Below are 19,086 nucleotides of genomic sequence, written 5' to 3' on the forward strand. Positions count from 1 at the left end.
GGGCCGCTCGCCGGGTGTCCGTATGATGACTGGGGTGACCGATCCGATCAGTACCGACTCCGACGTCCGCGCCCGCCCGGGGCAGTCGGTCGTGGAGCGTCTGGCCGACCCGCACTCCGGGCCGGTGCCGTTCTCCGTCGAGTTCTTCCCACCGCGCGACGCCGCCGAGGAGGCGCGACTGTGGCGTGCGGTCCGGATCTTCGAACGAATGAACCCGGCCTTCGTGTCGATGACCTACGGTGCGGGCGGATCGACACGCGACCGGACCGTGCGCATCGCGGGCGAACTCGCGACCGAGACCACGCTGCTGACCGTCGCGCATCTGACCGCGGTCAACCACAGCGTCGACGAACTCCGCGGCCTGGTGGGCGCGTACGCCGACAAGGGCATCGTCAACCTGCTCGCCCTGCGCGGTGATCCGCCCGGTGATCCGCTCGGTGAGTGGGTCAAGCACCCGGAAGGCGTGGCGTACGCCGAAGAACTGGTGCGCCTGATCGGAGAACTCGGCGACTTCCACGTGGGCGTCGCGTCGTTCCCCGAAGGCCACCACCGCGCGCCCAACCTCGCCGCCGACACCGGAAATCTGGTGCGGAAACTGCGGGCGGGCGCGGAGTACTCGGTGACGCAGATGTTCTTCGACGTCGACGACTTCCTCCGCCTGCGCGACCGTATCGTCGCCGCCGATCCCGAGCAGGGCGCCAAACCGCTGATCCCGGGGATGATGCCGATCACCTCGCTGGCCTCGGCGCGCAGGATGACCGAACTGTCCGGCAGCAAGATCCCCCCGGCGGTCGAGGAACGGCTCGCGAAGGCGGCGGGCGACGGACCGGAGGAGAATCGGGCCGACGTGCGTGCGGTCGGCATCGACCTGTGCACGGAGGCCTCGTTGCGGCTCATCTCCGAAGGGGTGCCGTGCCTGCACTTCTGCAGCCTCAACTTCGCGAAGGCGACCAGCGAGGTGCTCGAGCGCATCGGCATCGACACGCGCGGGGCGCTGGCCGGCGTCTGAGACGTGCGGTCCGCCGGAGAGGGCGACCGCACGCGGACGGCGTCAGTCGGCGCCGCGCCCGGATGTCTCGCGCTCGGGCTTCGGGGACTCCTCGTCGGACTGCGGCGCCTCGGGCTTGCGCTTCGGGCGTCCCGGACGGGGTGAGCGGTCCCGATTCTGGTAGGCCGCGTACACGACCATCGCGACGATGATCGCGCACAGCAGGAACATGAACCAGGTCCAGCTGGGCACGGCGGCGGTCGCCGGATCCGCGTACTCCGAATCGGCCTGCAGGTCGACGTTCTGTCCCGGGCTGGGCGTCCAGACCACCGTGTCGTCGCCCGCCTGATGACCGTTGGTCGCGACCACCTCACCGCCGAACGTGATCGACAGGGAGAAGTACACGCTGCCGGGATCGGCGTCCGTCAGCGACGCCGAGCCGCGGAAACGGACGATGTCGCCGCTGCGGGACGATTTGAGATGGACCGTCGCGGACGGGTCGGGGAGGGCGGCGGCGATGATGTCGCCGAGCTGGCTGAACTGACCCGCCGAGAGTCTGTCGAAGGTGAGCTCGGACCCGACCTTGCCGTCGGGCGACGGCGCGGCCTGTCCGCCGGGGCGCGAACTCTGCGTCGACGGGGCGGGTACGGCACTGCTCTCATCCGACTTCTCCGGGAAGTCGGTGGTCCAGACCTGGCCGCTGAGCGAGGCCGGGATGTCGAAGGACGGCTTCTGCGGATGCTGATCCGGTGACGTGGCGATGATGACCGTGCCGGAGAACTGGTCGCCGACCGTGGTCGACTTGGTGAGACAACCGGTGAGCACGGGGATCAGTGCCAACAGTCCGGCTAGGGCGAGCGCGGTGCGGCGGAACGAGGTCACCGACTCATCGTGCCAGAAGAGATGCGCCAACCTGCGCAGTGTCGTCATCGGTGCGTCGGACGGACCGCGGGCGGCCGGTCATCGCGGCGGGGGACCGGCGTCCGGAAGAGGGAGCGGGCGTCCGAGGAAGGCGAACGGCCGGGCGTCTCCGGCGAAGGTGAAGTGCCGCAGGACATCCTCGAAGCCGAGGCGGCGGTAGAGGCCCCAGGCGCGATTGGCCTCACCCTGGACTTCGGGCGTCGAGAGGAGGACCTTGCTCTCCGGTCTGCCCGAGAGCAGCGATGTCAGGAGCCGTTGGCCGACGCCGCGGCCCTGACCGGCCGGATGCACATGCAGTTCGGTGAGTTCGAAGTAGTCGCGCATGAACTCGCGCGCGTCGGCGGGCCGGGTTCCGGCCTGTAGCAGTCCCGAATACAGCTGGCGGTTCCACCACTGGTCCGGTGCACCGCGGTAGCCGTACGCCACCCCGACGAGGATCTCGCGATCCGAGAGCGCCAGCGGTGCGCGCACGCGCAGCCGGGAGTACGTGGGCCGGAGCGAGTCGAGCGCGGACAGCGTCGCGAACGCGCCGAAAGCCGACCACCCGGGGCGCGCGATGTGATCGCGCCACAGCGGCAACCGGTGGGCTTCGCTTCCGCGGGGGTAGTGCATGGCGGTGATGTAGGTGTGCACCGCGGGATCGAGCCACAGGTGTGCCAGATCGGCCGGGAGGGGCGCGACGCGGATCGGGGAGGCGTCCAGTGACATGCCCGTTCCCTTCGTCGTCGGCTCGATTCGTCTGCGGCTGCCAGACTCTGGGAGCGTAGCGGCACTTGCCCATCGGCGTTCACACCGGCTACGGTTGACGCCTGTCGAACTGATGTTCGTATCGGTTGGGCGGTCCAGTGGCCCGGCGATGGGGAAGACATCGCCGGGCCACCGATCATCGGTGACGGGGTCCGCTGTCGAAGTCTTCGCGGGAGTGCCGGCGCCGTGCGACGGCCGGCCGTCGGGCCCGTCGTCGCAACGCCCTCTTTGTCGTACCCCTCTGTCATGGTTTCGTCACGAGCCCGACAGAGCCGGGCGCCGACACGGAGGAGTTGGGATGGAGCGGTCAGCAGAACGGTCCGGGCGGCAGTTCGCCGGGTTGCATCTCGCACCCGCCCCGTCGGTGTCCGGTGCACAAGCCGATCACGGAGTCGACCCGCACGTGGTGCACCGCAGCCGCGATCTCCTGGATCGGGCAGAGGACCTGTTCGAGCAGGCGGCGTCGGTGGACGACGACGGGGCCGAGCGATTCCGGCTGTTCTATCTCGCGGCGATCCGAGCCGCCGGCGCGGTGCTGGAGATCTATGAGCCCTCGGGCCGCGTCCGCCGACGCCGCGGTGCGGCGGACGCGTGGAGTCGGATCAAGGAGCGTGCTCCCCAGTGCCGGGAACTCGCCGACTATTTCGGCGAACTCTCGACCATGCGCTCGCACGTCGAGGCGGGGCTGGTGCGCACCGTCGATTCCACGTTCTGCGCGCGCGTGGAGCGCCGTGCGGTCGAGTTCCTGGACGTGGCCGACGCGACGCTGCTGGCGTACGAGCAGGGGAAGCTCACCTCGAAGCGTCCGGCGGCGCGCGGAACCGTCGCTTGAGTGCGCGGGATGATCGGCGTGATTGTGAACGCATCGTCGGCCAATGGTGGTCGAAGGGCGCTCGGGCTCGTACTATTGACATAGAGAGGCGAGAAGACGAAATCCTCGCCACGATCCAGTAAGGGAGGAGCGGTGCCGCTTTCAGAGCACGAGCAGCGCATGCTCGATGAGATAGAGAGCGCTCTCTACGCCGAAGACCCGAAGTTCGCGTCGAGCGTCACCCGCCACAAGGTGCGCTTGCCGAACGCACGTCGTCGGATCGTGGTCGCTCTCGGGTTCCTCGCTGGACTCGCATTGCTGGTCGGCGGAATGATGGTCGACGTCGAGGTCGGCGGACTGAAGATCCTCAGCTTCGTCGGATTCCTGCTGATGTTCGGGGCCGCGGTCTTCGGCCTGATGGCTGGCCGCGGGCGGATCTCGGGTCCCGACGGCGCCTCCTCGTCGAAGAAGTCCGGAAAGGCCGCGAGCGGTCACGGCTCGTTGAGCCGACGGATGGAGGATCGCTTCAACCGTCGCTTCGAGCGGGACGACCGCGATCTGTAGAACCGGCCGTCGGCACCGGCGGCTGACGGCCTGACGTGCCCTGCGTCGACAACGATCTCCCTGGCGGGGTCGCAACTTCCGAAAGGAAGATGCGGCCCCGTTTTTCGTATCTCGGGAACGTCTGTCTCCGAGGTGTCCCCACAGCGTCCCACCCCGTCTCCCCACAGTGCCCCACCCCCTCTCCCCACAATGCCCCACCTACCGCTCTTGGTTGGTCTCACCAGTCACTTCGTTACCTTTTGACCCCTTTCGTAACGACACTAGTGAGCTGCGACACGTCGATGATTGCTGAGAATCCAGTGAAGCTCAGGCACTCTGACCTGCTCATATAGTTGATGGTGGGGAAACGGTGGGGCCTGCGGGGTGGAATGTGGTGGGAAGTGGGGTAGTGTGGGCATCACTGGGCGAGGGGGAACCGGAACCGCCGAACCCGGGAGGGTGAGGAGGTGTCGACGTGGCTCGTTTCGTCGGCACCTACACGCCCAAGCTCGATGACAAGGGGCGACTGACGTTGCCCGCGAAGTTCCGCGACGCGCTGGCAGGAGGAGTCATGGTCACACGCAGCCAGGACCGCAGCCTGTCGGTGTACCGGGCAGAGGAGTTCGACGCGATCGCCGAGAAGGCGGTCACCGCGTCGCGCAACGACCCGGAGGCCCGCGCTTTTCTGCGGTACTTCTTCGCCGGCGCCGACGAGCAGCGGCTCGACGGGCAGGGCCGCGTCAACCTCTCGGCCGAGCACCGCGACTACGCGGGGCTCACCAAGGAGTGCGTCGTCATCGGCTCGTACGACCACCTGGAGATCTGGGACGCGCAGAGCTGGCGCGACTACCAGGCCCAGCACGAGGAGGCGTTCTCCAACGCGGGATCGTCCGCCCTCGACTCGATCCTGTAACGGGATCGCGTCGACACACGTGAATTGAACATTCGGAGATCACGACTGCTGCGGTGAGTCGAGGCCTCGGCCCGATCGACCCTGACGTACTTCCCCAACGCCAGGTGCGCTCGGGCGGGGACCCCGTCTCATCGCAGGCCCACACCGCCGCAGTTCCACGGCATCGATGCCGGTGGTCTCCGGAGCGTCGCAGGGGGCGACGCCCAGAAATTATCGGCACGGTTCTCACGGCAGCAGGGAGGGAGCGGGGTGAACGCACCGCGGCAAGGCGAACACGGACACGTTCCGGTGATGGCTGATCGCATGTTCGCGCTGCTGGAACCGGCTCTCACCCGTCGGTCGCCCGACGGCGGCGGCGCGGTCCTGGTGGACGGCACGCTGGGCGCCGGCGGCCACACAGAGTACTTCCTCGAACGCCTGGCGGGTCTGCACGTCGTCGGCATCGACCGCGACACATCGGCGATCGGCATCGCCTCCGAGCGTCTGCAACGCTTCGGAGACCGCGTGGAGTTCCACCACAATCGTTACGACGAGATCGAGTCGGTGGTCGCCGCCACCGGACGCGACGAGGTCGACGGGGTGCTCCTCGACCTCGGGGTCTCGTCGATGCAGCTGGACCGGGCCGAACGCGGGTTCGCGTACGCCGTCGACGCACCGCTGGACATGCGGATGAATCCCGACGACGAGCTGACGGCGGCTGACGTCCTCAACACCTACGACCACGGCTCTCTCGCCCGAGTGCTCAGCGAGTACGGCGAGGAGCGGTTCGCGGGGAAGATCGCCTCGGCAGTGATCCGGGAACGCGCCAAGGAGCCGTTCACCACCAGCGGACGTCTCGTGGAGCTCCTGTACGCCACCATCCCGGCGGCGACCCGGCGGACCGGTGGCCATCCGGCCAAGCGGACCTTTCAAGCGCTCCGGATCGAGGTGAACCACGAACTCGACTCATTGCGCGGGGTGATCCCGGCGGCGCTCGAAGTACTCGCGGTCGGCGGCCGGGTCGCCGTGATGAGCTACCAGTCGCTCGAGGACCGAATCGTCAAGCGCGACTTCGCCCGTGCGGTGGAGAACACCACCCCGGCCGGTCTGCCGGTCGATCTGCCGGGGACCGCCCCGCGGTTCTCGCTCGTCACTCGCGGAGCCGAACAGGCAGACGCGGCCGAACGTGCGGCCAACCCGCGTTCGGCCCCTGTCCGGATCCGGGCCATCGAACGTATCGCACCGAACCACCCCGCGGGTCGCGGCGGCGGGACCGCAGACGGAAGGGGAGCACAGTGACGCTTGTGGACACTCGCACCGCCACCGGACCACGCGAGGGTTCCGACCGTCAGCGTCGACGGCGCACCGGCGCCGCGGCGAGCGAGCGTCCGTCGCGATCCAAGGCGGCCCAGCGGGCTCTCGATCGGCGCACTCGCCGTGAGCGCACCGGAGCCCGGCTGCCGATGACCGGGCGCCGCATCGCCGGAGTCCCGCTCGTGGTGCCGATCCTGGTCCTGGTGATGGGCGCCCTCGCGCTGACTCTGTTCCTGACCACCAAATCGGCGCAGGACTCGTACTCGATCGACGCGCTCCGCAAGGAGAACCAGGAGCTGCAGGCCCGTGCCGCCGAGTTGAAGGCGGCAGCCGACGCAGGCGACCAGGCGCCCGCGATCGCGCGGGCGGCCGCTCGCCAGGGGATGGTTCCGGCGTCGAACGCCGCCGAGATCATCGTCGGAGCAGACGGCAAGCCACGGCTCCGCGGCACTCCCACACCGGCGACCGGCAGCCCGCTTCCGGACCTGAACCCGGCGCCGGACCCCGTCGAGAAGATCGACAAGAACAAGGTCGACGATTCCGAGGGACTCGGTGGCGAACAATCGCAGAGTGCACCGCCGCGTACGGCGACCACTCCCGCTCCGGCGCCGTCGACGCCTGCGCCGAACCCGCGGCCGGCGCCGAACCCCCGCCCGTCCTCGGTCCCGACATCGCAGTCTCGGACGAATCCGGCACCCCAGACCTCGGTGCGCCCGGATGTCCGGAATCGGGTGAGTCGGCCCACCGATGTGGCGTCTTCGACGACCGCCACGCCGCCCGCCAATACCGCGCCCGCGCGTTGATGCGCGCGACAATCGGAAGATCATGACCCGCACCCGTACACCGCGCGCAGCCGAGGCGAGGGCGGGAGGCCGCCCGTCCGGCGCGTCGTCGAACGGCACCGGAACGCCTCCGCCCAGGCCTCCCCGTCCCCCCGAACGTTCCGGTTCGGGGCCGTCGGGGTTCGTCGTCCGCCAGCGGATCCTGACCGTGCTCGTCGCGGTGGTCGCTCTCGTGATCGCGGGCCGGATGCTGTACGTGCACGTGATCGCGGCCGACTCCATCTCGGCGCAGGCCTCGCAGCAACGATCGATCACCCAGGAACTGCCTGCGGTGCGGGGGAGCATCGTCGACCGCAACGGACGCCTGCTGGCACACACCGACGACGCACGGGCACTGACCTTTCAACCGAAGGCCGTACGCAAGCAGATCGCCGAGGAACACAAGAAGGATTCGACCGTCCCGGACGTTGACGTGCGCCTCAAGCAGATCGCCGACGGCGTCTCGTCGGCCCTCGGCGGCAGCATCGCGTCCGACGATCTGCTGGCACAGATGAAGTCGGACAAGGACTTCGTCTACCTCGCCCGCCTGGTGTCGCTGGACGTCACGAAGAAGATCCAGGACGAGTTCCCCGAGGTCGGCGCCGAGCGGCAGAGCAACCGCCTGTACCCGGGCGGTTCACTCGCCGCCAACCTGGTCGGCGATGTGAACTTCGACGGCAACGGTCTGATCGGCCTCGAATCGTCGCTCGACTCCGTGCTCGCAGGCACCAACGGCACCGAGACCTTCGACCGCGGTCGCGACGGCGCGGTGATCCCGGGCAGCAAGCGCAACGTCCATCCGGCCGTCGACGGAGAGACCGTGCACCTCACGATCGACTCCGACCTCCAGTGGTTCGTGCAGAGCCAGGTGAACCTGGCGAAGGACAAGTCGGGCGCGCACAACGTCTCCGCCGTGGTGCTCGACTCGCACACCGGCGAAGTGCTGGCGATGGCCAACGACAGCACCTTCGACGCCTCGCGGCCGCTCTCGGAGCAGCAGAAGGCCGATCTCGGCAACCGGTCGGTGACCTCGCCCTTCGAGCCCGGGTCGGTGAACAAGATCGTGACCGCTTCCGCGGCCATCGAATACGGGGTCACCACCCCGGACGAGGTGCACCAGGTGCCGGGGTCGATTCGGATGTCGGGTATCACCGTCAACGACGCGTGGGTGCACGGCACCGCGCCCTACACCACCACCGGCATCTTCGGGAAGTCGTCCAACGTCGGCACACTGATGCTGGCGCAGAAGGTCGGTGAGCGGCGGTTCGCCGACATGCTCGACCGCTTCGGGCTCGGTCAGCGCACCGGAGTCGGCCTCCCCGGCGAGAGCCCCGGCGCGGTGCCCGCGCTGAGTCAGTGGTCGGGCGGCTCGTTCGCCAACCTGCCGATCGGTCAGGGTCTGTCGACCACGCTGCTGCAGATGACGTCGATGTACCAGGCGATCGCCAACGACGGGGTTCGGATCCAGCCGCGGATCATCGCTCCCGAGGACGAGGACGAGGCCGGCGTGAGCAAGCCGGAGTCGGTGCGGGTGGTCAGTCCGCAGACGGCCAAGACCGTTCGCGACATGTTCCGTGCCGTCATGCAGAAGGACCCGGAGGGTGTGCAGAACGGCACCGGCTACACCGGCGCCATCCCGGGCTACCAGACCTCGGGCAAGACCGGTACCGCACAGCAGGTCGACCCGTCCTGCAACTGCTACTCGCGGTCGAGCTACAACATCACCTTCGCGGGTATCGCGCCCGCCGACGCGCCGCGGTTCGTCATCGGCATCATGATGGACAATCCGGTGCGCAGCTCGGACGGCAGCGGCGGTCAGTCCGCGGCGCCGTTGTTCGGAACCATCGGTTCGTGGCTTCTGCGTCACGACCAGGTGCCGTTCTCCGCGCAGCCGGCTCCGCGCCTGCGCTTGGAGGCGTGAGGGCGCTCCGCATCGCACGGTAGATTCATTGCGTCATCACCGCGTGCGCTCCGGCGGACGAGGGGGAGACGTCGGCGAGACGAGTACGTCTCAACGGGACGAGAAGGTCAAGGCGGAGGTCTGAGGTAGTGGTGGAGCCGGGAGCCGGTGCGACGAACAGCAGTGGGCCGATCCGCCCGGAGCACCTCCGGCCGGTGGCCCTGAGCGCACTGGCGGACGAGTTCGGTCTGGTTCTCGACGGCGCCGACGCCGAGGTCACGGGCGCGACTTTGCGTGCGCAGGACGCGGGTGCCGGATACCTGTTCGCCGCGCTGCCCGGCGACCGCACCCACGGTGCTCGATACGCCGGCCAGGCGTCGACCGCCGGTGCCGTCGCGGTGCTCACCGATGCGGCGGGACTGGACCTGATTCGCGCCGCGCCCGGCCTGGGGTCGGTGCCGGTGCTGGTGCACGACCGCCCGCGGTCGGTGCTGGGGGAGGTCTCGGCGCGCATCTACGGCGACCCGTCGTCGAAGTTCACCCTCATCGGTATCACCGGGACGTCGGGCAAGACCACGACCGCCTACCTGACCGAGGCCGCGCTGCGGGCCGCGGGACGGGTGGTCGGACTGCTGGGGACCGTCGAGATCCGCGTGGACGGAACCGTGGTCCCGAGCTCGCTGACCACCCCGGAGGCCCCCGACCTCCAGCGGATGTTCGCCGTGATGCTCGAGCGCGGAGTCGACACCGTCGTCATGGAGGTCTCCAGCCACGCCCTCGAACTCGGCCGCGTGGACGGCTGCCGGTTCGCCGTCGGGGGCTTCACGAATCTCTCGCAGGACCACCTCGACTACCACCACACGATGGACGCCTACTTCGCGGCCAAGGCCCGGCTGTTCCGGGCGGATTCGTCGACCCGGGCGCAACGCGCCGTGGTCTGCGTCGACGATGCGTGGGGCGTGAAGATGGCCGCGGTCGCCGGTACGTCCGTGACCACCGTGTCGACCACCGGTGCGGCTGATTGGTCGGTGGTCGGAACGGTACGGACCGAGCCGGGGTCGCAGACGGTTCTGGCGGCCACGCCGGAGGGCTCGGAGGTGGAGCTGACGGTTCCCCTGCCGGGTGCGTACAACGTCGCGAACGCTCTCCTCGCGGTAGCGCTGAGTGCGGCGGCCGGAGTGAACGTGGGGACGGCGGTCACCGGTCTGGCCCGCGTGGCGGTGCCGGGCCGGCTCGAGAAGGTCGAGCGCGGACAGGATTTCCTGGCCGTGGTCGACTACGCGCACAAGCCGGCCGCGGTCGAGGCGGTTCTCGCGACCCTTGCGGCCCAGACGCCGGGACGGATCGCCGTCGTCCTCGGGGCGGGTGGCGATCGCGACACCGAGAAGCGGCCCCTGATGGGCGCGGCCGCGGCACGCGGCGCCGACCTGGTGATCGTCACCGACGACAATCCGCGGTCCGAGCGGCCCGAGGACATCCGGACGGCGGTGCTCGCGGGAGCGCGGGCGGTGGCGGACGCGCGCGGGGAGATCCGGGAGATCGGCGACCGGCGCGAGGCGATCGCCGCGGCGGTCGACTGGGCGCAGGCGGGCGACGTGGTGCTGGTCGCGGGTAAGGGCCATGAGAAGGGGCAGGAGATCGACGGCGTGAAATATCCGTTCGACGATCGGTCTGTGCTGGGCGAGCTGCTCGACGCCCGCGTGGTCGATGACGCCGTCGACGCGCGGCCGGCGCTGCGGGTGCTGCTGGTGGACCCGCAGGCGGGCATCGACGAGGCACGCCGGGCGGTCCGCGAACTCGTGGCGCTGGCCGCCGACACCGGAGTCGGCAGTGCCCACCGAGGAGGGGAGTCGGCCCGCCGGACCTGGGTGATCGCCGGTGAGTTCGCCGATGCGGACGGACGCGACGAGAACGCGCGGTGCGTCGACCACGACGGCCTGGGCCGGCAGATCGTCCGGCTGGCCGTCGATCAGGTGATCGCCGTCGGCGAAGATCTCCGTACCGTACGGGCGCTGCATCAGGGCGCGGTGATGGAGGGGTCGTGGGGTGACGAGGCCGTGCTGGTGGCCTCGCCCGCCGCAGCCGTCGACCATCTGCGTACACGGCCCGCCGAGTCTCCGAAGCCCGGAGACCTGGTGCTGCTGGCCGGGGGAGAACTCGGCGAGACGCTGCTCGCGTACTGGCGTGAGGACGCCGGACTCCCGGTCGAGGTGCTCACCCGCTGACCTGCCGGAGCGGCGGCTCGCGCTAGATTCTTAGTTCACAGATTCCGACAAGTAAGGACATGCAGTGACCCAGATACTGATCGCGGGCGCGATCTCGCTGGCAGTGTCGATTCTGCTGACGCCCGTCCTGATCAAGGTCTTCTCCCGGCAGGGCTTCGGCCAGGAGATCCGGGTCGAGGGGCCGCAGAGCCACCAGTCCAAGCGGGGGACGCCGTCGATGGGCGGTGTCGCGATCGTCGCGGCGCTGTGGCTGGGCTACCTGGGCGCGCATCTGTTCGGGCTGCTCGACGACGGTGGCGGCCCCACCGCCTCGGGTCTGCTGGTGCTCGGCCTGGCGACCGCGCTGGCCGCCGTCGGATTCCTGGACGACTTCATCAAGATCTACAAATCGCGCAACCTCGGTTTGAACAAGACCGCCAAGTCGGTCGGGCAGATGATCGCGGCGGTCATCTTCGGCGTCCTGCTGCTGCAGTTCCCGAACGCCGAGGGCCAGACACCGGCCAGCGAGTACCTCTCGTACACGCGCGACATCAACGTGATCTCGCTGACCGCGGTGGGCTTCGTGCTGTTCTGCTGGCTGGTGGTCGCGGCATGGTCGAACGCCGTGAACTTCACCGACGGTCTCGACGGTCTGGCCGCGGGTTCGGCGGCGATGGTGATGGGTGCATACGTTCTGATCACGTTCTGGCAGTACCGCAATCCCTGCGCGCCGCTCCCGGCCAACGCCGAGAACGCCAGCGCCTGCTACGACGTGCGCGATCCGCTCGACCTCGCGATCGTCGCGGTGGCGGCGGGCGGCGCCTGCCTCGGCTTCCTCTGGTGGAACGCCGCGCCGGCGAAGATCTTCATGGGCGACACCGGTTCGCTCGCGCTCGGCGGTCTGGTGGCGGGTCTGTCGCTGACGACGCGCACCGAACTGCTCATGGTCGTCATCGGCGCGCTGTTCGTCGCCGAGATGGTCTCGGTGGTGGTGCAGATCGCCTTCTTCCGCACCACCGGCAAGCGGGTCTTCCGCATGGCGCCCTTCCATCACCATTTCGAGCTCGGCGGCTGGGCCGAGACCACGGTGATCATCCGGTTCTGGCTGCTCACGGCCATCTCCTGTGCGCTGGGACTGACCCTGTTCTACGGCGAGTTCATCTCGCATGCGGGCTGACATGGGGCTTTCGCTGGAACAGGCCCGCGTTCTGGTGGCCGGCGGTCGTGCCACCGGAGTGGCCGTCGTCGACCTGCTGCTGGAACTCGGTGCGAAGCCCGAGGTGATGGATCAGACGTTCGCGGACCCGCAGGCGGGCGCCGATTTCGTACGCCGGGGCGTGCCGGTGCACACGCCGGAGGAGTTCGTCGCCGATGACGGCACCGCGGAGTTGCCCGAGGGCATCGAGCTGATCGTCGTCTCACCCGGCTTCCGCCCGGACACGCCGCTGCTGGTGGCGGCCGCGGCAGCGGGTACGCCGGTGTGGGGTGATGTGGAACTCGCGTGGCGCGCCGATCGCGCCGGGTTGTTCGGACCCGCGCGCACCTGGCTGGTGATCACCGGAACCAACGGCAAGACCACCACGACGGGAATGATCGAGTCGATCGTCACGGCCGCCGGACAGAGCGGTCTGGCCTGCGGGAACATCGGTCTCACGGTGGCCGATGCGCTCCGCGCCGAGCCGCGCGCCGACGTCCTGTGCGTCGAGATGTCGTCGTTCCAACTGCACTGGGCGCCGTCGGTCCGGCCGGACGCCGGCGTGGTGCTGAACGTGGCGGACGATCACCTCGACTGGCACGGCTCACGCGAGGCGTACGCCGAGGCCAAGGCCGGAGCGCTGACCGGCCGGGTGGCCGTGGTCGGTGAGGACGATGCGGGCGCGGCGGCGCTGCCGGTCGGGCCCGACTCCCGGCGGGTCGGATTCACCCTCGGCGTACCGCGACCGGGAATGCTGGGCATCGTCGACGGCACGCTGGTCGACTGCGCCTTCGGGGACGGCACCCTCGCGATGATCCCCGCCGCCGATGTGCGGCCGGCGGGACCGTCGGGACTGTCGGACGCCCTCGCCGCGGCTGCGCTCGCTCGCGCCGTGGGAATCGATCCCGAGGCGGTGGCGCGCGGACTGCGGGCCTACCGGCCGGCCGCGCATCGCGGTCAGGTGGTCGCGCGCATCGACGGCGTCGCCTTCGTGGACGACTCGAAGGCCACGAATCCGCACGCTGCCCACGCTGCGGTGGTCGCACACGAGCGTGTCGTGCTGATCGCGGGCGGATTGCTCAAGGGCGCACCCGTCGACGACCTGATCGCCGGAACAGTGTCGCGGTTGGCCGGAGTCGTCGCGATCGGCCGGGATCGGCAGATCATTCTCGACGCGATTGCGCGACACGCCCCAGAAGTCCCAGCCGTCACAGTATTCACAGGGGACGATGGCTCTGTGATGACTCAGCGGACTGGTGAACGGGCACGTGCCGTCTCCGCGACCGGATCGTCGGACGCGGTGATGAGCCAGGCGGTCGGTGCCGCCTGGGAGTTGGCGCAGGCGGACTCGCCAGGGGTGGACGCGGTGCTCCTCGCACCGGCGGCCGCCTCCCTGGACATGTTCGCCGGGTATCCGCAGCGCGGCGAGTCGTTCGCCGCCGCCGCGACCGCCCTCGCCGACTCCCGCGCGAACCGATGAGTTCCGGCGACGAGAACACCGGCGTCGCGGAGGACGTCGAGGATTCGGCGCCGCGCTCCGCCGCCGAGGGCGAGGACGCCGCCGAGGCGCCCGGCGACACCTCCGACCGTCCTGACGCCCCCGAAAGCGCTGATGGAGAGTCGGAGGCGAGAGTCGCAGACCGGTCGGCTCGGCGCCGGAATCGCCGGACCGCGTCCACTCGGAGCGCCCGGCGTGGCGGCACCGCGGACGCGGACCCGCTTCGCAGGCTTCGCCTGATGCGCGGATCGGATCTCAAAGCGGGTGCGGCGTTCCTCGCCGGGGGAGTCCGGAATCTGCTCGCGCGGCCCCTGACCTCGTTCCACCTGATCGTCTCGATCACCGTCATCCTCATCGCGCTCGGCCTGATGATGGTGCTCTCGGCGTCCGCTGTGGAGGGCTACGCGAAGGACGGCTCGGCCTACGGGATGTTCACCACGCAGGTGATGTTCGTGGCCCTGGGTCTGGTGCTGTTCTACATCGCGCTGCGGATGCCCGTGCGGACGCTGCAGAAGGCCTCCCTGCCCATTCTGCTGATCTCGATCGTCCTGCTGATCCTGGTGATGATCCCGGGCTTCGGCGTCGCCGGCGGCGGTGCGCGCCGCTGGCTCTCGTTCGGCGGGCTCACGCTGCAGCCGTCGGAACTGGCGAAGGCGGCGCTGTGCATGTGGGGAGCCGCGGTCCTCTCGACTCGCGATCCGCGCACGTCCACGGCCCGCGATCTGATCTTCCCGCTGATCCCGGTCGCCTTCGGCGTCGCCTTCCTGGTCATCATCGAGCCGAATCAGTCCACGACGATGATCCTGGGGATGATCGTCGCGACGCTGTTGTGGTTCGGCGGGCTGCCGGGGCGGTTCTTCGCCGCCTTCGGCGTGGTCTTCGCGGTGGCCGGCGTCGCGCTGGCCTTCGCCGAGTCGTACCGTGCCGCGCGCATCTTCAGCTTCCTCGGCCGTGACTCCGATCCGCTCGGCGCCGATTATCAGCCGAACCAGGCGAAGTTCGCGCTGGCCGACGGTGGACTGTTCGGCAAGGGGCTCGGCCAGAGCACCGCCAAATGGAACTATCTGCCCAATGCGCACAACGACTTCATCTTCGCGATCATCGGCGAGGAACTCGGACTGGTCGGCGGGATCATCGTCCTGGGGCTGTACCTGCTGCTCGGGTACGTCGGGATGCGGATCGCCCGCCGTTCGGTGGACCCATTCCTGCGTCTGATGTCGGCGACGATCACCGTGCTCTTCCTGGTGCAGGCCTTCATCAACATCGGATACGTCGTCGGCATCCTGCCGGTCACCGGCATCCAGTTGCCGATCCTGTCGTACGGCGGTACCTCGGCACTGACGATGCTGGCGATGCTCGGTTTGCTGGCGAACGCCGCACGGCACGAACCGCAGGCGGTCGCGGCGCTGGCCGGGCCGGCGCCGAAGGGGTTGTCGCGGTTGCTCCGTCTCCCGCGGCCCGAAACGTACCGGGCTGCGGGCTCGTCGCCGCGGCGCCGGCCGACCGCCGCGCCCATCCGGCGACCGGCACCCATCCGCGGTTCGTCCGGGACCGGCCGTCGCGAGGCGCCCCGCACATGGGCGGGCCGCCCGCGGACGCCCGAGGCATCCGGGCCGCGAATGCGACGCCGGTCGGGCGAATCGAGCTCGGGGGAGATCCACTATCCTCCTAGGGGTGCGCGACCGTCCCGGTCGTGGCAGGAGTCCAGGTCGCCGGCTCCGCGCGATCGTGCGCGGCGGACCGGCAGAGGCGGATGGGAGAACGGTCGCCGGTGAGCAAGCGGAAGCGGTCGCACGAGGGGGGATCGGCACTTTCGGTGGTGGTCGCAGGCGGTGGAACCGCAGGCCACATCGAGCCCGCGCTCGCGGTGGCCGACGCCGTGCGGGAACTGGAGCCGGACGCGCGGATCACGGCCCTCGGGACGAGTCGCGGTCTGGAGACCACGATCGTGCCCGCGCGCGGTTACGATCTGCGTCTGATCCCGCCGGTTCCCCTGCCTCGGAAGGTGGGCGTGGAACTGGCCAAGACTCCGTGGCGAGTGGCACATTCGGTGGCCGCCACGCGCAAGGTCTTCGCCGAGGTCGACGCCGATGTGGTGGTGGGCTTCGGCGGTTACGTCGCACTGCCCGCGTATCTCGCGGCGCGCAGTCGACTCCGCGGTGCCCGGCGGATCCCCGTGGTGCTCCACGAGGCGAACGCCAGCGCAGGTGTCGCGAACAAGGTGGGCGCCCGGCTCGCCGACCGCGTCCTCGCGGCCGTCCCCGACTGCGGGCTGGCCGGCGCCACGGTCGTCGGAATCCCGGTGCGCGGAGCGATCACCCGACTCGACCGTGCTTCGGCCCGTGCCGAAGCGCGCCGATTCTTCGGTCTGGACCCGGATGCGCCGACCCTGCTCGTCTTCGGCGGCTCGCAGGGGGCGCAGCGGCTCAACGAGGCGGTCGCGCCGGCCGCTACGGCGCTGGGCGCGGCCGGTATCGGTGTTCTCCACGCCTACGGCCCCAAGAACACGATCGACCCGGTCTCGCCGCCGGGCGCCCCGCCCTACGTCGGGGTCAGCTACCTCGACCGGATGGACCTCGCGTACGCGGCCGCCGACCTGGTGATGTGCCGGTCCGGAGCGATGACCGTCGCCGAGATCTCCGCCACCGGACTCCCGGCGGTGTACGTCCCGCTGCCGCACGGCAACGGCGAACAGCGACTCAACGCACTGCCCGCGGAACGGGCCGGGGGCGCCGTCATCGTCGACGACGCGGACGTGACGCCCGAGTGGGTCGAGCGAGAGATCCCCGCACTGCTGGGCGACACCGAACGCCTGCGCGCGATGAGTGCCGCCACCGCGGGGCTCGGCCACCGCGACGCCGCCGTCGAAGTGGCGACGGCGGCACTGGAACTGGCTGCCGCGCGGCGCGGCGACCGCGCGACGACGCAGGACGGACCCCGATGAGCGACCCGGCGATCGAGAACACGCTTCCGGCGCAGCTGCAGCGGGTGCACATGGTCGGCATCGGCGGCGCGGGCATGTCGGGCCTGGCCCGGATCCTGCTCGCTTGCGGCGGTCAGGTGTCCGGTTCGGACGCCAAGGATTCGCGCGGGGTGCTGGCGCTGCGGACCCGCGGCGCGCAGGTCCGGATCGGCCACGCACCCGACGCCCTCGATCTGCTCGACGGCGGTCCGACCGTCGTCGTCACCACCCGGGCCGCCGTGCCCGACGACAATCCGGAACTCGTCGAGGCACGACGCCGCGGTATCCCGGTGCTCTACCGGCCCGAGGTGCTCGCCCTGCTGATGCGCGGACACCGGACCGTGTTGATCTCGGGCACCCATGGCAAGACCTCCACCACGTCGATGTCGGTGGTGGCACTGCAGCACTGCGGTGTCGATCCGTCGTTCGCCGTCGGCGGTGAGTTGAACGAGTCGGGCACCAACGCGCATCACGGCAGCGGCGAGGTCTTCGTCGCCGAGGCCGACGAGAGCGACGGCTCCCTGCTTCAATACGTGCCGGACATCGTCGTGGTCACCAACATCGAGGCCGACCATCTGGACTTCTTCGGTACCGAGGCGGCCTACGTGCAGGTCTTCGACGAATTCGTCGCACTGATCCGCCCCGGCGGAACGCTGGTGGTCTGTCTCGACGATCCGGGAGCCGCGGCGCTGGCGCAGCGATGCGTTGCGAGCTGCGCCGAGCGCGGGGTCGCGGTCCTGGGATACGGCAGTGCCGCGCGGATCACGGTGGAGGGTGTGCCGGTGGTCGCCGAACTCGTCGAGCTCGCGGCGCACGGGACCGGGGGGCTGGCCACGGTCCGACTCTCCGAGCCGCTGGTCGACACTCCGCGCGTACGGGAACTGGCCGTCACTCTGCCCGGCAGGCATATGGCGCTCAATGCGCTGGGAGCCCTGATCGCATGCGCACGGACGGGGCAGGACGTCGACACCGTGGCGGAGGGTATCGAGAGCTTCGGCGGGGTGCACCGGCGGTTCGAATCGCGGGGCCGTGCCGCCGACGTCGACGTGTACGACGACTACGCGCACCATCCGACCGAGGTCCGCGCCGTGCTCACCGCCGCCCGGGACGTCGTCGGCGCGCGGTCGGGGCGTGTGCTGGCCGTGTTCCAGCCGCATCTGTATTCGCGGACGGCGGAGTTCGCCGCCGAGTTCGCCGCGGCGCTGAGCTTGGCCGACGAGGTGATCGTGGCCGACGTCTACGGTGCCCGTGAACAGCCGCAGCCCGGGGTCACCGGCAGGCTGATCTCCGATGCGGTGACCGCTCCCGCGGTGTTCGTCCCGGATCTGTCGGAGATCGCGAACGCCGTGGCTCACCGTGCCCGGCGCGGTGATCTGGTGCTCACCATCGGCGCCGGCGACATCACCATGCAGGCTCCGGCCATTCTGGAAGCGCTGGAGAGGGCCGCGGCCGAATGAGCCGGCGGCGTACGGCGGAACCGGACCGGGCGCGGCGCACGCGTCCGAGCGCCGCCTCGTCGCCGCGGCGGTGGCCGCTCATCGGCTCGGTGATCGCCCTCGTCGTCGTGGTCGGCGGGCTGGTGGCGATCGCCTATTTCACGCCGCTGATGTCGGTGCGGTCGGTGGAAGTGACCGGAGCGACCGCGATCGATGCGGGGGAGGTGCTGCGCACCGCGCAGGTACCTGAGGGCTCACCGCTGCTGCAGGTCGACACGGCGGAGATCGCGAATCGGGTGTCCGCGCTGCCGGAGATCGAGTCGGTGAACGTCAGCCGGAAGTACCCCTCGACCCTGACGATCGCGGTCACCGAACGGACGCCGGTGGTGACCGTCGAGCAGTCCGGACGGATCGGCGTGATGGATCGCCTGGGCATGGTCTATCTCACCTTCGGGTCGGCCAAGGATCTGCCCAAGGCCCTGCAGGGGCTGCCCGCACTGCAGATGACCGACCCGTCCGCGGCCAATCCGACGACGCGGGCGGCGCTGACCGTGGTGCAGGATCTCCCGGACTGGCTGGCCTCTCGGGTCGTGGCAGTCGCGGCCGACTCGCCGTCGGACATCACGCTCCGTCTCAAGAGCGGCAAGAAGGCCGTGTGGGGAGACGCGGGGCGGACGGCCGACAAAGCCGAAGCCCTGCGGAGTCTGCTGATCGTCGACGGACAGCAGTACAACGTCTCGAGTCCCGAGTACGCGTCGGTCAGCTGAGTCGGCGTGTCCGCGGACGGGGACTCGGGAGGAAATCCGACACTGATTTCGCGACACGCCGCGAGCCTCCTGGCACCACGGCGCCGC

At 69.8% G+C, this 19,086-nt stretch carries 16 protein-coding genes; 14 read left to right on the plus strand and 2 right to left on the minus strand.

Annotated elements, in window-relative coordinates; translation table 11 throughout:
- Positions 1 to 25 precede the first annotated feature (25 nt).
- Positions 26 to 1,009: a methylenetetrahydrofolate reductase gene (locus tag ABFX36_RS09545; protein ID WP_062366767.1), complete on the plus strand. Its 984-nt coding sequence runs from the start codon at positions 26 to 28 to the stop codon at positions 1,007 to 1,009.
- A gap of 42 nt (positions 1,010 to 1,051) precedes the next feature.
- Here the strand turns inward: ABFX36_RS09545 and ABFX36_RS09550 are convergent, their stop codons facing one another.
- Together ABFX36_RS09550 and ABFX36_RS09555 are read right to left on the minus strand one after the other, a co-directional pair.
- A complete protein-coding gene (locus ABFX36_RS09550) occupies positions 1,052 to 1,870 on the minus strand; it encodes an LppM family (lipo)protein (protein WP_231875683.1) in 819 nt (272 codons plus the stop codon).
- A gap of 78 nt (positions 1,871 to 1,948) precedes the next feature.
- Positions 1,949 to 2,617 (minus strand): GNAT family N-acetyltransferase, encoded by a 669-nt coding sequence (locus ABFX36_RS09555; protein ID WP_006895318.1) that lies wholly within the window; start codon positions 2,615 to 2,617, stop codon positions 1,949 to 1,951.
- 337 nt (positions 2,618 to 2,954) lie between these two features.
- On the opposite strand from ABFX36_RS09555, the gene ABFX36_RS09560 reads away from it, so the two are divergent.
- From ABFX36_RS09560 to ABFX36_RS09620, 13 genes are all read left to right on the plus strand, one after another.
- Positions 2,955 to 3,488, plus strand: a complete 534-nt coding sequence (locus tag ABFX36_RS09560; RefSeq protein WP_062366707.1) for an SAV_6107 family HEPN domain-containing protein — start codon at positions 2,955 to 2,957, stop codon at positions 3,486 to 3,488.
- Positions 3,489 to 3,620: 132 nt separating this feature from the next.
- Positions 3,621 to 4,031 carry a DUF3040 domain-containing protein gene (locus ABFX36_RS09565; RefSeq protein ID WP_006895320.1) on the plus strand — a complete coding sequence of 137 codons (411 nt, stop codon included), beginning with the start codon at positions 3,621 to 3,623 and terminating at the stop codon, positions 4,029 to 4,031.
- Between the two features lie 454 nt (positions 4,032 to 4,485).
- Complete coding sequence (gene mraZ / locus ABFX36_RS09570) at positions 4,486 to 4,923, plus strand: division/cell wall cluster transcriptional repressor MraZ (protein ID WP_006895321.1); 438 nt, start codon at positions 4,486 to 4,488, stop codon at positions 4,921 to 4,923.
- A 249-nt stretch (positions 4,924 to 5,172) separates the two neighbouring features.
- Positions 5,173 to 6,201, plus strand: a complete 1,029-nt coding sequence (gene rsmH, locus ABFX36_RS09575) for a 16S rRNA (cytosine(1402)-N(4))-methyltransferase RsmH (protein WP_346076090.1) — start codon at positions 5,173 to 5,175, stop codon at positions 6,199 to 6,201.
- Between the two features lie 5 nt (positions 6,202 to 6,206).
- Entirely contained in the window at positions 6,207 to 7,019 is an 813-nt protein-coding gene (gene ftsL / locus ABFX36_RS09580; protein WP_231875684.1) for a cell division protein FtsL, read from the plus strand.
- Positions 7,020 to 7,041: 22 nt separating this feature from the next.
- Positions 7,042 to 8,958, plus strand: a complete 1,917-nt coding sequence (locus tag ABFX36_RS09585) for a peptidoglycan D,D-transpeptidase FtsI family protein (RefSeq protein ID WP_045539581.1) — start codon at positions 7,042 to 7,044, stop codon at positions 8,956 to 8,958.
- 128 nt (positions 8,959 to 9,086) lie between these two features.
- A complete protein-coding gene (locus ABFX36_RS09590; RefSeq protein WP_062366713.1) occupies positions 9,087 to 11,162 on the plus strand; it encodes a UDP-N-acetylmuramoyl-L-alanyl-D-glutamate--2,6-diaminopimelate ligase in 2,076 nt (691 codons plus the stop codon).
- A gap of 64 nt (positions 11,163 to 11,226) precedes the next feature.
- Positions 11,227 to 12,318 (plus strand): phospho-N-acetylmuramoyl-pentapeptide-transferase, encoded by a 1,092-nt coding sequence (mraY, locus tag ABFX36_RS09595; protein ID WP_006895326.1) that lies wholly within the window; start codon positions 11,227 to 11,229, stop codon positions 12,316 to 12,318.
- Position 12,319: 1 nt separating this feature from the next.
- On the plus strand, positions 12,320 to 13,816 hold the full coding sequence (gene murD, locus ABFX36_RS09600) for a UDP-N-acetylmuramoyl-L-alanine--D-glutamate ligase (protein ID WP_045540523.1): 1,497 nt from the start codon (positions 12,320 to 12,322) through the stop codon (positions 13,814 to 13,816).
- Positions 13,813 to 15,609 carry a putative lipid II flippase FtsW gene (gene ftsW / locus ABFX36_RS09605; RefSeq protein ID WP_346076093.1) on the plus strand — a complete coding sequence of 599 codons (1,797 nt, stop codon included), beginning with the start codon at positions 13,813 to 13,815 and terminating at the stop codon, positions 15,607 to 15,609. Before murD ends, ftsW begins: the two co-directional genes overlap by 4 nt.
- Positions 15,588 to 16,778, plus strand: a complete 1,191-nt coding sequence (gene murG / locus ABFX36_RS09610) for an undecaprenyldiphospho-muramoylpentapeptide beta-N-acetylglucosaminyltransferase (RefSeq protein ID WP_051999607.1) — start codon at positions 15,588 to 15,590, stop codon at positions 16,776 to 16,778. Before ftsW ends, murG begins: the two co-directional genes overlap by 22 nt.
- Complete coding sequence (gene murC, locus ABFX36_RS09615; RefSeq protein WP_346076096.1) at positions 16,775 to 18,253, plus strand: UDP-N-acetylmuramate--L-alanine ligase; 1,479 nt, start codon at positions 16,775 to 16,777, stop codon at positions 18,251 to 18,253. The genes murG and murC overlap by 4 nt, the downstream gene beginning before the upstream one ends.
- Positions 18,250 to 18,999 carry a cell division protein FtsQ/DivIB gene (locus ABFX36_RS09620; RefSeq protein WP_052692379.1) on the plus strand — a complete coding sequence of 250 codons (750 nt, stop codon included), beginning with the start codon at positions 18,250 to 18,252 and terminating at the stop codon, positions 18,997 to 18,999. Before murC ends, ABFX36_RS09620 begins: the two co-directional genes overlap by 4 nt.
- Positions 19,000 to 19,086 lie beyond the last annotated feature (87 nt).

Origin of the sequence: Gordonia cholesterolivorans, from assembly GCF_039531975.1 — a bacterium.
GTDB lineage: Bacteria > Actinomycetota > Actinomycetes > Mycobacteriales > Mycobacteriaceae > Gordonia > Gordonia sihwensis.

Coding starts and splice junctions, on each gene's coding strand:
- ABFX36_RS09545 (WP_062366767.1), top strand. CDS start 26: ATGACTGGGGTGACCGATCCGATCAGTACCGACTCCGACGTCCGCGCC.
- ABFX36_RS09555 (WP_006895318.1), bottom strand. CDS start 2,617: ATGTCACTGGACGCCTCCCCGATCCGCGTCGCGCCCCTCCCGGCCGAT.
- ABFX36_RS09560 (WP_062366707.1), top strand. CDS start 2,955: ATGGAGCGGTCAGCAGAACGGTCCGGGCGGCAGTTCGCCGGGTTGCAT.
- ABFX36_RS09585 (WP_045539581.1), top strand. CDS start 7,042: ATGACCCGCACCCGTACACCGCGCGCAGCCGAGGCGAGGGCGGGAGGC.
- murD (WP_045540523.1), top strand. CDS start 12,320: ATGGGGCTTTCGCTGGAACAGGCCCGCGTTCTGGTGGCCGGCGGTCGT.
- ftsW (WP_346076093.1), top strand. CDS start 13,813: ATGAGTTCCGGCGACGAGAACACCGGCGTCGCGGAGGACGTCGAGGAT.
- murG (WP_051999607.1), top strand. CDS start 15,588: ATGGGAGAACGGTCGCCGGTGAGCAAGCGGAAGCGGTCGCACGAGGGG.
- murC (WP_346076096.1), top strand. CDS start 16,775: ATGAGCGACCCGGCGATCGAGAACACGCTTCCGGCGCAGCTGCAGCGG.
- ABFX36_RS09620 (WP_052692379.1), top strand. CDS start 18,250: ATGAGCCGGCGGCGTACGGCGGAACCGGACCGGGCGCGGCGCACGCGT.